The 14,583-nt window shown below is 61.0% G+C and carries 13 protein-coding genes; 8 read left to right on the top strand and 5 right to left on the bottom strand.

Annotated features, from left to right (window positions below; translation table 11 throughout):
- Position 1 precedes the first annotated feature (1 nt).
- The 4 genes from QCL65_RS05760 to QCL65_RS05745 all read left to right on the top strand — a co-directional run bounded on the left by QCL65_RS05760 (position 2) and on the right by QCL65_RS05745 (position 5,670).
- Complete coding sequence (locus QCL65_RS05760; RefSeq protein ID WP_407315332.1) at positions 2–1,339, top strand: sigma-54-dependent transcriptional regulator; 1,338 nt, start codon at positions 2–4, stop codon at positions 1,337–1,339.
- Positions 1,340–1,445: 106 nt separating this feature from the next.
- Positions 1,446–3,434: a methyl-accepting chemotaxis protein gene (locus QCL65_RS05755; RefSeq protein WP_407315331.1), complete on the top strand. Its 1,989-nt coding sequence runs from the start codon at positions 1,446–1,448 to the stop codon at positions 3,432–3,434.
- Positions 3,435–3,609: 175 nt separating this feature from the next.
- Complete coding sequence (locus tag QCL65_RS05750; RefSeq protein WP_407315330.1) at positions 3,610–4,929, top strand: MFS transporter; 1,320 nt, start codon at positions 3,610–3,612, stop codon at positions 4,927–4,929.
- Between the two features lie 117 nt (positions 4,930–5,046).
- A complete protein-coding gene (locus QCL65_RS05745) occupies positions 5,047–5,670 on the top strand; it encodes a flavin reductase family protein (RefSeq protein ID WP_407315329.1) in 624 nt (207 codons plus the stop codon).
- 13 nt (positions 5,671–5,683) lie between these two features.
- Here QCL65_RS05745 and QCL65_RS05740 read toward each other — a convergent pair whose 3' ends face one another.
- Both QCL65_RS05740 and QCL65_RS05735 read right to left on the bottom strand, forming a co-directional pair.
- Complete coding sequence (locus tag QCL65_RS05740; protein WP_407315327.1) at positions 5,684–5,914, bottom strand: hypothetical protein; 231 nt, start codon at positions 5,912–5,914, stop codon at positions 5,684–5,686.
- Between the two features lie 36 nt (positions 5,915–5,950).
- Positions 5,951–6,265, bottom strand: a complete 315-nt coding sequence (locus tag QCL65_RS05735; RefSeq protein WP_407315326.1) for a putative quinol monooxygenase — start codon at positions 6,263–6,265, stop codon at positions 5,951–5,953.
- Between the two features lie 295 nt (positions 6,266–6,560).
- Between QCL65_RS05735 and QCL65_RS05730 the strand changes: the two genes are divergently transcribed.
- Positions 6,561–7,472, top strand: coding sequence for an AraC family transcriptional regulator N-terminal domain-containing protein (locus QCL65_RS05730; RefSeq protein WP_407315325.1), 912 nt, complete (start codon positions 6,561–6,563; stop codon positions 7,470–7,472).
- 222 nt (positions 7,473–7,694) lie between these two features.
- Here QCL65_RS05730 and QCL65_RS05725 read toward each other — a convergent pair whose 3' ends face one another.
- Positions 7,695–8,615 (bottom strand): helix-turn-helix domain-containing protein, encoded by a 921-nt coding sequence (locus tag QCL65_RS05725; protein WP_407315324.1) that lies wholly within the window; start codon positions 8,613–8,615, stop codon positions 7,695–7,697.
- A 178-nt stretch (positions 8,616–8,793) separates the two neighbouring features.
- On the opposite strand from QCL65_RS05725, the gene pobA reads away from it, so the two are divergent.
- Positions 8,794–9,978: a 4-hydroxybenzoate 3-monooxygenase gene (pobA, locus tag QCL65_RS05720; protein ID WP_407315323.1), complete on the top strand. Its 1,185-nt coding sequence runs from the start codon at positions 8,794–8,796 to the stop codon at positions 9,976–9,978.
- Positions 9,979–10,092: 114 nt separating this feature from the next.
- Positions 10,093–11,544 (top strand): MDR family MFS transporter, encoded by a 1,452-nt coding sequence (locus QCL65_RS05715; RefSeq protein ID WP_407316683.1) that lies wholly within the window; start codon positions 10,093–10,095, stop codon positions 11,542–11,544.
- Here the strand turns inward: QCL65_RS05715 and QCL65_RS05710 are convergent, their stop codons facing one another.
- Positions 11,545–12,429, bottom strand: coding sequence for a DMT family transporter (locus tag QCL65_RS05710; RefSeq protein WP_407315322.1), 885 nt, complete (start codon positions 12,427–12,429; stop codon positions 11,545–11,547).
- A gap of 115 nt (positions 12,430–12,544) precedes the next feature.
- Positions 12,545–13,177, bottom strand: coding sequence for a TetR family transcriptional regulator (locus tag QCL65_RS05705; protein ID WP_407315321.1), 633 nt, complete (start codon positions 13,175–13,177; stop codon positions 12,545–12,547).
- 251 nt (positions 13,178–13,428) lie between these two features.
- On the opposite strand from QCL65_RS05705, the gene QCL65_RS05700 reads away from it, so the two are divergent.
- Positions 13,429–14,580 (top strand): efflux RND transporter periplasmic adaptor subunit, encoded by a 1,152-nt coding sequence (locus QCL65_RS05700; RefSeq protein WP_407315320.1) that lies wholly within the window; start codon positions 13,429–13,431, stop codon positions 14,578–14,580.
- The last annotated feature ends 3 nt before the right edge of the window (positions 14,581–14,583 follow it).

The raw sequence follows: 14,583 nt of genomic DNA, 5'->3' as shown, positions 1-14,583 counted from the left end.
CATGCTCAATTCGGTGATTGTGGTCGATGATGAAGCCAGTATTCGCGGTGCCGTCGAGCAGTGGCTGAATCTGGCGGGCTTCGACGTGCAACTGTTTGCCCGGGCGCAGGACTGCCTGGCGCATCTGCCAGGGCATTTCCCTGGGGTGGTCATTACCGATGTGCGCATGCCCGGTATGGACGGCATGGGCCTGCTGCAAGCGCTACAGGCCCGCGACGCGGAACTGCCGGTGATCCTGCTCACCGGCCATGGCGACGTGCCCATGGCGGTGCAGGCCATGCGCGATGGCGCTTACGATTTTCTGGAAAAACCCTTCAGCCCCGAAGCCCTGTTGGCCAGTCTGCGGCGCGCTTTGGATAAGCGCCAACTGGTACTGGAAAACCGTCGACTGCAGGAACGTGAGGGCCACCGCGATGAACTCGAGGGGCGCTTGCTCGGGGTTTCCAGCGGCCTGCAACAGCTGCGCCGGCAGGTGCTGGACCTCGCCGCACTGCCGGTCAATGTGGTGATCCGCGGTGAGACCGGCAGCGGCAAGGAGCTGGTCGCGCGTTGTCTGCACGATTTCGGCCCCAGGGCTGACAAAGCCTTTGTCGCCCTCAATTGCGCGGCGATCCCGGAGCAGCTTTTCGAAGCGGAATTGTTCGGCCATGAAAGTGGCGCCTTCACCGGCGCCCAGGGCAAACGCATCGGCAAGCTTGAATACGCCCACGGCGGCACGCTGTTTCTCGACGAAATAGAAAGCATGCCCCTGGCCCAGCAAGCCAAGCTGCTGCGGGTGTTGCAGGAACAAACCCTAGAGCGCCTGGGGTCTAACCGCAGCATCGCGGTCGACGTACGGATTGTCGCCGCCACCAAGCCCGACCTGCTCGACGAAGCCCGTGCCGGGCGCTTTCGCGAGGACCTGGCGTACCGCCTGAACGTCGCCCAGTTGCGCCTACCGGCCCTGCGCGAACGGCGCGAAGACATCCCCCTGTTATTCGAGCACCTGGCCCACGCCTGCGCCCAGCGCCTGGGCCGCAGCGCGGCGGCGCTGACCGGCGCACAGTTGGGCCAGCTATTGAGCCATGATTGGCCAGGTAACGTGCGCGAGCTGGCCAACGCGGCCGAGCGCCACGCCATGGGCCTGGCAGACCCGGCGCAGAGCCTGCCACCCGTCTCTGGCCAGTCGCTGGCGGCGCAACAGGAGAGCTTCGAGGCCCACTGCCTGCGCGCCGCCTTGGCACGCCATCATGGGGATATCAAAGCGGTCCTGCACGAGCTGCAATTACCGCGGCGTACCCTCAACGAAAAAATGCAGCGCCATGGCTTGCTGCGCGAGGTGTTCCTTAAAGGCGAGTGACCACGGTGACCGTTGGTCCGGTCGAGCTAAAGCCTGGGGGGTTTGCGGCGATATGTCGCAGATAGCTCATAACAAAACCTAGAACGATCCCCATAAGGCCCTCGCCATGCTGCGAACTATTCAAGCCCGCTATACCTTTGCCCTGATCTTTTCCATGCTGCTCCTGCTGGTGCTGACCGCGGTGGGTATCAGCCAACTGGTGGCGCCCAAGTTACGGGCTACGGAAGAACAGGTGGTGCTGAACAGAATCGACGAAGTGGCCAAACAAATTCAGAACGAGCTGAACAAGGTCCAGGCACAGCAGCGCAGCATCACCCAGACCATCCCCCTGCTAGACAGCGACGCCATCGACAAGGTGTTACCGGGGCTGGTGGATCAATACGGCGAGCTGAAGGTTTTTGGGGGCGGGATCTGGCCACTGCCGAACCAGCGCACCCCAGGGCGCAATAAACACAGCACGTTTTGGCATCGCAACGCGGCGGGCCAGTTGACCGTCAACACGTTCTGGAACAGTGCCGAGGCGCCAAACTACTACGATCAGAGCTGGTACAAGGGTGGCATGGCCACACCCCGCGGCCAGTGTGCCTGGGCTGCCGCCTACAAGGATGACGCAAGCCAGGAACCTCGGACCAACTGTGCCATGGCGATCCAGCGTGACGGAGCCGCCTATGGCGTGGCCACCATCGATGTGACCCTGGGCTTTTTCAACGATCTGGTAGCCAGCCAAGAAAAAACCATTGGCGGGCAAATGCTGATCGTCGAGGGCGACGGCAAGATCATCAGCAACAGTACCCATATCGACCAACCCGTGGTGCTGAAAAATATCGCCGACCTGGCGGATGAATCCGCGTTCGCCGCGCAGATCAAGGCCGGTCTCGCCCAGCAGGGCAAAGGCGCCTTGCGCAGCGAATTCGATAACCAGGGTGTCGCTAGCACCTTCTTCCTGCGCCCTATCGCAGGCACCCCCTGGTGGCTGGCTACCGCCTTGCCTACCAGCGCCATTACCGCCCAGCGCGACGATGTGCTGAGCACGCTGGCCTTGCTGCAAATCCCTCTGCTCGTGCTGCTCGCGGTTCTGCAATTGCTGGCCATTGGCACGTTGGTGAGACGTTTGAAAGCGTTGAAACAGAACATCGACAGCCTATCGGCCGGCGATGCTGACCTGACCCGCCGCATCAATATCCGTGCCGAAGATGAAGTGGGGGCCATTGGTCACTCGGTCAACGGCTTCATTGGCTACCTGCAAAATCTGATTGGCGAGGTCAACAGCGCCACCGGCGACATGGCTTCCAGCCTGAATGAACTGCAGCGCACATCGGCCCATACCAACCAGATTCTGACCCGGCATGCCTCAGAAACCGATCAGACAGTCACCGCCATCACTGAAATGAGCTCCACCGCCGACGCGGTGGCGCACAATGCCGCCGAGACAGCTTCGTTCACCCAGCGCGCCAACGAACACGCCGACCGCTCGCGGGTGATCGTCAGCGCGGCAACCCAAAGTGTGGTGGCCTTGATCGACGAAGTCGCCAGTGCGACCCAAAGCGTCAGCCATATGCAGCAGGACGCCCAGGGCATTACGGAAATTCTTGGGGTGATCGGTGCAATCGCCGGCCAGACCAACCTGCTTGCACTCAATGCCGCCATTGAGGCCGCCCGTGCGGGCGAGCAAGGTCGCGGCTTTGCCGTGGTCGCCGATGAGGTGCGCGCTTTGGCCGCGCGCACCCAGAGCAGCACCAGCGAGATCAACGAAATGCTGGCTCGCTTGACCAAAGGGGTCAGTTCGTCAGTAGCGGCCATGGAAGGTACCCAGGCCAGCTGCCAGTCGGCCGCCGATGCCACGGCGCGGGTCAATACCGGGCTCGATGAAATGGCCGGTTCAGTTGGCCAGATCAACAACCTGAGCACGCAGATCGCCACGGCCGCCGAACAGCAACGCTCGGTGACCGAGGAGATCAACCGCAGCATGGTGCAGATCCGCGCCATGGTCGACGAACTGTTAAGCAGCAGCCATGCTACCGAGCGCAACACCAGCGACTTGCTGCAAGCTAACAGCCGCGTCAGTGCGCTGATGGCTCGTTTCAAGATCCGCTGATACACCGAAACAGGCAAAAAACCGCTTATTCTTACGGATACATAAGCGGTTTTTTGCCTACCGAAATCGCTTACCCCCCTCTAAAACCGGCCTGTGGTACCTGGCACGGCTCCTGCTATTGAGGTTGTAAGGTTGCGCCAGACGCGGCCTACAAAAACAACTAGAAGGATCCGACATGGATAACGCCAACACCCTGCCCGGCGGCGGTACCTCCGCCGCTGCCCCAAAAACCACCCGTAGCCGCCTCAAGTCCATTTTCAGTGGCTCGGTCGGCAATATGGTCGAGTGGTACGACTGGTACGTCTACGCCGCTTTTTCCCTGTACTTCGCCCAGGTGTTCTTCCCTAAAGGCAACCTGAACGCGCAGTTACTCAACACCGCAGCGATCTTCGCCGTCGGCTTCCTGATGCGTCCGTTGGGCGGCTGGCTGATGGGCCTGTATGCCGACCGCAAGGGCCGCAAGGCAGCATTGATGGCCTCGGTGCTGCTGATGTGCTTCGGCTCGCTGATCATCGCCTTGACCCCAGGTTACGACACCATCGGCGTGGCCGCCCCGGTGCTGCTGGTATTCGCCCGTTTGCTGCAAGGCCTGTCAGTGGGCGGCGAGTACGGTACTTCCGCCACTTACCTGAGCGAAATGGCGACCAAGGAGCGCCGGGGCTTCTTCTCCAGCTTCCAGTACGTCACCTTGATTTCCGGTCAGCTCATCGCTTTGGGCGTGCTGATCATCCTGCAGCAGACCCTGACCGAAGAAGAGCTGGTCGCCTGGGGCTGGCGTGTGCCTTTCATCATTGGTGCGTTGTGTGCGGTGGTCGCCTTGTACCTGCGCCGCGGCATGGAAGAGACCGAGTCGTTTACCCGTAAAAAGGAAGCGCCTAAAGAAAGCCTGATGCGCACCCTGATGCGCCACCCCAAGGAGCTGCTCACCGTGGTTGGCCTGACCATGGGCGGTACCCTGGCCTTCTACACCTACACCACGTATATGCAGAAGTACCTGGTGAACACGGTTGGCATGAGCAAGTCGGACTCGACCACTATCTCGGCCGCGACCCTGTTCCTGTTCATGTGCTTGCAACCGGTGATCGGTGCGCTGTCCGATAAAATCGGCCGGCGGCCAATTCTGATTGCCTTCGGCGTATTGGGAACGGTGTTTACGGTGCCGATTCTGACCACCCTGCACACCATCGATACCTGGTGGGGGGCGTTCTTCTTGATCATGGCGGCGCTGATCATTGTCAGCGGCTATACCTCGATCAACGCGGTGGTCAAAGCCGAACTGTTTCCGACCGAAATCCGTGCGCTGGGTGTGGGCCTGCCTTACGCGCTGACGGTCTCGATCTTCGGCGGCACCGCTGAATTCATCGCGCTGTGGTTCAAGCAGATCGGTATGGAAACCGGCTACTACTGGTACGTGACCGCCTGTATCGCCTGCTCCCTGATGGTGTATGTCTTCATGAAAGATACCCGCAAACACTCGCGTATCGAGACCGATTGACCCACGCCCAGCTCGTCGGAGGGGCGAGCTGGGCCGGTTTTATTTGCAGGGGCGGGTGACAGCCGTGTCATCCGCCAGCACACTGGGCGCCTAATTACCTGGCCCGAGGATGTGCGAATGCCCGATGACATGTACTACTACGAACCGGCCAATGGCCACGGCCTGCCCCACGACCCCTTCAATGCCATCGTTGGCCCTCGGCCCATTGGCTGGATCTCCTCGCATGACACCCAAGGCCGCCTGAATCTGGCGCCCTACAGTTTCTTCAACGCCTTCAATTACATCCCGCCAATCATCGGTTTCAGCAGCGTCGGGCGCAAAGACAGCCTGAACAATATCGAACAGACCGGCGAGTTCGTCTGGAACCTGGCGACCCGGCCACTGGCCGAGCAGATGAACCAAAGCTGCGCCGCCGTGGGCCCCGAGGTCGACGAGTTTGCCTTGAGCGGCATGACCCCTGTGGCGTCACGGCTGATCAGCGTGCCGCGGGTATTGCAAAGCCCTGTGTCGTTCGAATGCAAGGTGACCCAGATCGTGCAGTTGCACGGCGCGGACCAAAAGGCGGTGCCTACCTGGCTGGTGCTCGGTGAGGTGGTAGCGGTGCACATTGCCCGCCATTTGCTCAAGGAAGGCGTCTACGACACCGCCGCCGCGCAGCCTATTCTGCGTGGCGGCGGCCCGGCGGATTATTTCGAAATCAGCCCTGAGGCACTGTTTCAAATGCACCGGCCCAAAGGCTGACAACAGGGCAAGGTCAGAACACCAGTTGGCCTTCGCTGCCCACATCGGCCAATTCGGCCAGCACCCTTTCAGCAGCCTCATCGGCGTCGCTAGCCGTGCTGAACGTCTGCCCTGGCAGGACCTTATGGAACTGCGGCGCGCCACCGTCGACCAGGGCTTTGACGGCGATGGCGGCGCTATAACCGCCCTCGCCCGGTACGACTGCACTCACCGCTTCGTATGCTGCAAACAACCTGCGTGCCATGCTCGGCTCCTAAGCCCTACTGGAAAGCCGCGTAGTTTACGCCACTGCCGCGTTGGCAGCGCGGAAGGTGTGCAGGTCGACGCTGCTGATCATGTGGTACTGCACCACATCGCTGAAGACCTGCATCGCTTCGGACGCCAGCCAGGCGTCCATGGCGGCCTGGTCGCGCCAGAAGCCGGCGACTTGCCACAGGTGTTCGTCGCATTGCGAACGCTGCACTGAAAAGTACAGGCAGCCGGCCATGGCCCGCGAGGGTGCCAGTAGCCGTGAGAGGCAACCACCGAGGTCGGCGGAATACCCCTGGCGGGCTTGAATGAAAGCGCTATGGCTTACTGTGGTTCGATCGTCCATTGGCTGACTCCTTTCTTATACAAACACGACGTTGACCCTGACCAAGGTACGGGGCGAGCGCCAGCGTGGGGTAGTCGATTACTGCTGTAGGCTTGCCTGATTCTGCCCCATCGAACCTGGCGCCAGTGATTCGGCCCAGGCTTGGGGTTAGCCGTCAGGCAAGCTGGCAATGCGCGAATGCGCTCTGCAACGGTGCTTATGGCAGGATTAGGCAATCATTTGGCAGCAATCGTCTATCCTGAAAAGCTTGCCCGATCTTAGGCTAGGCCCGATGAATTGAGCGAGGAGTTCGTCCATGCGCCCACCCGAGCGTTTGACCCCAGAGTTAGAGTGCCAGCGCGTGGCGCTGGCGGACTTGATCCGTCGGCACACACCCACCCTGGGCAACGTCGAAACCTCGATCAAGGGCTTGCACCTGCACCGCTACGACCACTGCGCGGAATCGTTGCCCGCCCTGGCGCAACCGGCACTGTGCATCATGGCCCATGGCAGTAAGAGCGTGCGCTTGGGCGACGAGACCTACCAATACGATCCGCTGAACTACATGGTGGTGTCGGTGGCCATGCCGATCAGCGGGCGCTTGCTGGATGCCTGCAGCGGCGACCCCAGCCTAGCGCTGCGGCTGGACATCGACCCCGCTGAGGTCAACAGCTTGATCGCCGAGGCCGGCCCCATCGGAGTGCCCGCCCGGCCAAGCGGGCGTGGTTTGTACGTAGAAAACATGGACACGGTATTGCTCGACGCCGTACTGCGCCTGGCCAACCTGCTGGACGCCCCCCGCGACATCGCCATGCTCGCGGCGCAGATGCGCCGGGAAATCCTGTACCGGCTGATGCGTGGGCAACAGGGCCATCGCCTGTATGAAATAGCCATGGCGAACAGCCAGACTCATCGCGTGAGCCAGGCGGTGCAGTGGATCAACGAACGCTTCGAACAACCACTGCGCATCGAAGAGCTGGCGCGCGAGGTGAACCTCAGCGTGTCGACCCTGCACCATCGCTTCAAGGCCATGACCTCCATGAGCCCATTGCAATACCAAAAACAGCTGCGCCTGCAGGAGGCCCGGCGGCTGATGCTCAGCGAAAACCTGGACGCCTCGGCCGCCGCCTATCGAGTCGGCTATGAAAGCCCCTCGCAATTTAGCCGCGAGTACAGCCGGTTGTTCGGTGCACCGCCACGCCGGGACCTGGCCCGCCTACGCGGCTGAGGTCAGCGGGCCAAAAAGCCCGCAGCGGCGGTTAGGCTGGACTATGCTTTGTACAGAGCCTTTATCCACCGGTTGGAGGTCTGAACAATGCGCACTAAAACAAAAACAAGGTGCATGATGGGTGGCCTGCTGTTAGTGGCCATCGTGTTGTACGCCACCGCTGCCTACCGCGCCGAACAATCGCGCAGCCTGCCCAGGCTGGACCCCGAGTGCAGCTCCGCTTTATGCCTGCCCCACAATGCGTCCTTCGACTGGCTCCGCTAACCCCTGGGGCTGTGCCTGGCGGAATTCGCGGGGTGTAGTACCGGCCAGGCGCCGAAAGAACCGGGCAAAGTAGGCCGGGTCGCTGAAACCAAGGCTTTCGGCCAGCTGGGTGACGCTCATGCTGGTGTAAATAAGGTTGCGCTTGGCCTCCAGCAACAAGCGCTGATGCAGCAACTGCAGAGCAGTCTGCCCCGCCGATTGTCGGCACACGCTGTTCAGGTGTGCGACTGAAATACCCACCTGATGGGCCAGCCGTTCAACGCTCCAATGTTGCCGGTAGTGGGCTTCGACCAAACGCGTGTAGCGGGCGAAATAATCATGGCCCCGCTCGGCCGGCTGGTTTGCCGCGCGACGCTGTTGAACCTGCCGATTGAGCCACGCCATGGCCACCCCCACCAGCGAGCGCAGTAACTCTTCGCGGCCCGGCTGCGTGCCCAGGTACTCCTGCTGCAGCATGGAAAACAAGCGAAATAAATGACCACGCTCGCGGCCCGCCAGGCACAACGCCGGGGCGGCCAAGGCATTCGCCGTGGGGCCCCAGTGCGCCTGCAACTGCCCGACCAAAGGCGCTGCCAGGGTCAGCACGTAGCCCTCGACCTGTTCGGAAAATTGAAAACCATGCACGAACAGCGGCGGCACCCACTGCACCCCCGGCTGCACCAGGGTCTGCCGACGCCCTTCGACGTCGATCAGGGCCTGCCCGCGGTGCACGTACAACAGTTGGTACAAGTCGGCATGCCGATGCGGCTGAATGTCCCAATGGTGCAAGCGACTGCGCTGGGAAATGGTTTCGCAATGCAGCAGGTCGAGATTGGGCCACTCTTGCTGACCCCCGTAGAGTTTGAATACCGGAATCGAGGGCTCGGCGTGGCGGGACACGGGGCAAACTCCTGGGCTGTACGATAATCGCCCAAATTGGCGAAAAGTACCGGTGAATGCGCTTTTATCCCCTTTCAATGGCGCAGGCACAAGCGAAAAATACAGACTCTTCAACTCATAAGAACCCCCCTTCAATGCACGGCAGCGCCTGCATGAAGCTTGCACTGGGACCACAACAATGAAGACTCAAGTCGCTATCATCGGCGCGGGCCCCTCTGGCCTATTACTCGGCCAATTGCTGCACAACGCCGGTATCACCAACGTCATTCTGGAACGCCAGAGCCCCGACTACGTCCTCAGCCGCATCCGCGCGGGCGTCTTGGAACACGGCATGGTTGAACTGCTGCGCAAAGCCAATGTGCATCAGCGGATGGAGGCTGAAGGCCTGGTCCATGAGGGTTTCGAACTGGCGCTCAATGGCCAGCGCGCGCGCATTGACCTCAAGGCCCTGAGCGGCGGCCGCACCGTGACCGTCTACGGCCAGACCGAAGTCACCCGTGACCTGATGGCCGCCCGCGAACAAGCAGGCGCGCTCACGGTTTATGGCGCCAACGAGGTGCAGCCCCATGATCTGAAAACCAGCGCCCCCTACCTCACCTACGAACTGGACGGCCAGGTCCAGCGCCTGGACTGCGACTACATCGCCGGTTGTGACGGTTTCCACGGCATCGCCCGCCAGGCAATTCCCGCTGAGGCACTGAAAATTTTCGAACGGGTCTACCCGTTCGGCTGGCTGGGGGTGCTGGCTGACACGCCTCCGGTGAACGAAGAATTGGTGTACGCCAGCCACCCTCGCGGCTTCGCCCTGTGCAGCATGCGCTCGGCCACCCGCACCCGTTATTACGTGCAGGTCGATGCCAATGAGCAGGTCGCCGACTGGTCCGATGAGCGCTTTTGGGACGAACTTAAATTGCGCCTGCCCGAGGACCTGGCAAGCCGTTTGGTCACTGGCCCGTCCATAGAAAAGAGCATTGCCCCACTGCGCAGTTTTGTCGTCGAACCCATGCAGTATGGCCGGCTGTTTCTGGTCGGCGATGCAGCCCACATTGTCCCGCCCACCGGCGCCAAGGGCTTGAACCTGGCGGCCAGCGATGTCAGCACCCTGTTCGACCTACTCTGCGAAACCTACCAAAATGGTCGTAGCGAGCTGCTGGAGCGTTATTCAGAGGTGTGCCTGCGTCGGGTTTGGAAAGCCGAACGGTTTTCCTGGTGGATGACCTCGGTACTGCACCGTTTTCCCGACGCCGACCCGTTCAGCCAGCGCATCCAGCAGGCCGAGCTGGACTATTTCGTCGGCTCTGAAGCCGGACGCCGGACCATCGCGGAAAATTATGTCGGCTTGCCGTACGAGAAGATCGAATAGAACTGATAGCAAGCTATCGAGTAGACTGGGGCTTCCCCTTCTGACTGCCCCAGGCCTACTGTGACCGACTCCAATACGCCGCCACCGGCCCTGCGCAGCGTGCTGACCGCGCTGATGCTGGCCATCTTTCTCGGAGCCCTTGACCAAACCATCGTCGCGGTGTCGATGCCGGCCATCTCCGCCCAATTCCACGACGTCGAACTGCTGGCCTGGGTGATCTCCGGCTACATGGTGGCCATGACTGTCGCGGTGCCGATTTACGGCAAGCTTGGCGACCTGTTTGGCCGCCGTTCGATGATCCTGGTGGGCGTGGGGCTGTTTACCGCCGCTTCATTGTTCTGCGGCCTTGCGCAAAGCATGGAGCAACTGGTGCTGGCGCGGGTCATCCAGGGTATTGGCGCAGGCGGCATGATCTCGGTCAGCCAGGCAATCATCGGCGATGTCGTGCCGCCTCGAGAACGTGGGCGCTATCAGGGTTATTTCAGCAGCATGTATGCCCTGGCCAGCGTCACCGGGCCGGTGCTGGGTGGCTACATGACCGAATACTGGTCGTGGCGTTGGGTGTTTTTGATCAACCTGCCCCTGGGTCTGGCGGCGTGGTGGTATATCCGCCGGACCTTGGCCGGGCTAGTGACGCCGCAGCGTAAACCGGTGATCGACTACTTGGGTACGCTACTGCTGATTATCGGCCTGACCTCCCTGCTGTTGGCCATCACCCAAGTGGGCCAGGGCCATGCCTGGAGCAGCGCCGAGGTGGTCAGCCTGTTACTGGTTGGGCTGCTGGGGTTAAGTATATTTGTCTGGCACGAGCGGCGTTTCAGAGAACCGTTGTTGCCTATGCATCTGTTCGCCAACCGCCCAGCCGTGCTGTGCTGGTGTACGATATTTTTCACCAGCTTCCAGGCGATTTCCCTGACGGTATTGATGCCACTGCGCTTTCAGACGGTCACCGGCGCCGGGGCCGACAGCGCCGCCCTGCACCTGCTGCCCTTGGCCATGGGCTTACCCCTGGGCGCCTTCTTCGGTGGCCGGCGCACCTCACAGACCGGTCGCTACAAGCCGATCATCGTCAGCGGGGCGCTGCTGATGCCTGTCGCAATCATCGGTATGGCCCTTAGCCCACCCCAAGCGTTCTGGCTCAGCGCTGTATTCATGGTGCTGACCGGCATCGCCTCAGGGCTGCAATTTCCGACGTCACTGGTTGGCGCACAGAACTCGGCGCCGCAACATCAGATGGGCGTAGTCACCAGCACCACCAACCTGTTTCGCTCGTTGGGCGGCGCGGTGGGGGTGGCCTGCATGTCGGCGTTGCTGCTGGCGATGCTGCAACATTCCAGCCTGGGCCATGTGGGGGGAGCATTAGTCAACGAGGGGGCATCTGGCAACTTGCTGCTCGACAGCCTGAACGCCGCCGAAGGGGCTGCCCGTGAGGCGTTGCGGGGCGAGTTGTTGACCACCTTCCGCAACCTGTTGCTGGTCAGTGCAGCGATTTCGTTGCTGGGGTTGGCGGCAGCGCTGAGCATGCCGAACCACAGCCTGCGCGGCCGTGAACCGGCGCCGGCCTGATCAGCGGCGGCGCTGGGCGAAAGCCACCGCCAGGCCGCTGATGCAGATCACGATAATCCCCACTACGCCATAGATATCGGGGGTGTGGTCAAAGATCAAATAGCCGTAAAGGCCGGCGAAGATAATCTGCCCATAACTGAACGGCGCCAGCATGGCTGGCGCCGCATGGCGGAATGCCTCGGTGAGCAGCATGTGGCCCAACATGCCACAGGTGCCCAGGCCGATCATGAACAGCGCGTGATCCCAACTCGGCATGCTCCAGAAAAAAGGCACCAGCGCGGTCATGATCAAGCTGTTAAAAATGCCGGAAAGAAAATTGCTGGTGGTCGGGCTGTCGACTTCCGCCAGCTTGCGGGTAATCAATTGGTACAGACCGAAAAAGAAGGCCGAGCACAAAGGCAGGATAATCGCCGGCGTGAACAGCGCTCCGCCCGGGCGAACCACAATCAATACACCGACAAAGCCGGCCAGTACGGCCAGCCACTGCGCCCGCGTGACCGTCTCTTTCAACAACGGCACCGACAGCGCCGTCACCAGTAAAGGCGCCAGAAAGTTAACCGCAGTCGCTTCCGCCAGCGGGATGTAGCGCAACCCCGTGGTGAAAAACACGCTGGTGGCGATCAGGCACAAGGCACGCACCAATTGCAAACCTGGCCGCTTGGTACGCACCACCGCTGAAAGGCCGGTACGCGGTACGAAAATCACCAACATGAGCAGCGTGTGCACCACGTAGCGCGCCCAGACCACCATGACGATCGCATAAAAACCCGAGAGGTATTTGGCCAAGGCATCGTGACTGGCGAACAACAACACGGCCAGGCAGATCAGCGCGATCCCCCGAAGAGGTTGCGCGGAACCGTTCAGCAGATTTTTTTGCGCGGTCATTAATAGGCTCTTAATCGAAGCTGAAAATACTGCCTACTCGCTGACTATCGACGCGTCGGGAGGCAAGCTGAATCTTCGCCCGCCATGGCGGTGTGACACAACCTTACATTTTGAATCATTTGCGCAAGGCCGGGCTCAAGCGCAGCATGTCAAGGCTAGCCTCGGTGAGGCGCTCGGCGTCTTGATAAATGTCAAAGCTCTCGGGGGCCAACAACCACTGGCGGATAATACCTTCCACATAGGCATGGTGAGCGATGGCAGCGCGAGGCGCGTCGAGGTCTTCGGGTAACTGGCCTTTTTTAACGGCGTTGGTCAAGGCTTTGGCGAGGCGCACATTGCAGTCAGAATTGGCCGCTTCTCGCTGCATGCGGAAGTCGGCAATGTCATTGGTGAACTCGCACTTATGAAACACAATTTCGTTGAGACGACGCGTTCTTGGGTTGCTGGCAATTTCTTGAAACACTTTAACCAGTAGACGACGCATACAGCCTAGCGGGTCAATTTCGTCTTCGTTATCGCTGACGCGGGCCAGTTCCTCCAGGGGCTCGCCCAAGGTTTCCAGCATTTCGTGGAGTAGTTCAGCTTTGTTATTAAAGTGCCAATAGATAGCCCCGCGGGTCACGCCCGCCATCGCTGCAATATCTGCCAGCGTCGTGCGTGCAACGCCGCGCTCATGAAACGCCCGCTCGGCGGCCTCCAGAATCTGGTTGCGGGTTTCCTGAGCTTCCTCTTTGGTACGACGAACCATGGCAGTACAACCTCATTAGGAGGAACCCGAAGCTGATAATCAGACTTCAGGCTCGAGCCGGGCGACGCTTTTGTTGTTGCCTTGGCCCGGACGTTTCGGGGTGCCTGCATACGGGGGGAAACAGTCCCTCTTCCTATTTACAAACAACCATGAATGTAAGTATATTCCTTAGCAAGCTACAAATCTAGTCGAGCTATTCGTCCACCTATTCTTCTTGAGCGTCTTGCGCGCCCACGCCCCCGAGGATCTTCATGCAATTCAAGCCAGCTGTTACCGCCTTGGTATCCGCCGTCGCCCTGGCAACTTTGCTCAGCGGCTGTAAGAAGGAAGAAGCGGCGCCCGCAGCGCCGCCCAAACCTGAAGTCGGCGTGGTCACCCTGCAACCGCAACCCTACACCTTGACCACCGAACTGCCAGGGCGCACCACCGCGTACCGGGTAGCGGAAGTGCGTCCCCAGGTCGACGGCATCATCCTCAAGCGCCTGTTCACTGAAGGCGCGGACGTCAAGGCGGGGCAGCAGCTCTACCAGATCGACCCCTCGGTCTATGAGGCAACCCTGGCCAGCGCCCAGGCCAGCCTGCAATCGGCCAAATCCCTGACCGACCGTTACAAGCAACTGATCGACGAGCAGGCGGTGAGCCGCCAGGAATACGACAACGCCCGCTCGACCCAGCTGCAAAATGAAGCCTCGGTCAAGAGCGCCCAGATCAACCTGCGCTACACCAAGGTGCTGGCGCCGATTTCCGGGCGCATTGGCCGCTCGCTGATGACCGAGGGCGCCTTGGTTACCAATGGCCAGACCAGCGCCATGGCGACCATCCAGCAGCTCGACCCGATCTACGTCGACGTCACCCAGTCTTCGGCAGACATGCTGCGCCTGCGCCGCGACCTGGAAAGCGGCAAGTTGCAGAAAGCCGGTAACAACGCGGCGGCCGTCAAGCTGACCCTCGAAGACGGCAGCGAGTACCCCCAGGCCGGTAAGCTGGAATTTTCCGAAGTGTCCGTAGACGAAGCAACGGGCTCGGTGACCTTGCGCGCCGTGTTCGCCAACCCCAACCACACCCTGATGCCCGGGATGTTCGTCCACGCGCAATTGCAAGCCGGGGTCAACAGCTCGGCCATTCTGGCCCCACAGCAAGGCGTTACCCGTGACCTGAAAGGCACGCCGACCGCCTTGGTGGTGAACAAAGACAACAAAGTCGAGTTGCGTGAACTGGTGGCTAACCGCACCAGCGGCAGCTACTGGTTGATCGAGAAAGGTTTGGGGGCCGGCGATCGGGTGATTACCGAAGGCCTGCAGTTCGTTAAGCCGGGTGCCGAGGTGCAGGTCAAGGAGGCGAGCAACGCCAAACCTGCCGGCGCCGAGGGCGCCAGCCCTGCCGCCAATGGCAAAGGGGAGTAATTC

The organism is Pseudomonas sp. nanlin1, assembly GCF_045571515.1.
In the GTDB taxonomy this organism is placed as follows: Bacteria; Pseudomonadota; Gammaproteobacteria; order Pseudomonadales; family Pseudomonadaceae; genus Aquipseudomonas.
This window is presented reverse-complemented; position numbering and strand designations above follow the sequence as displayed.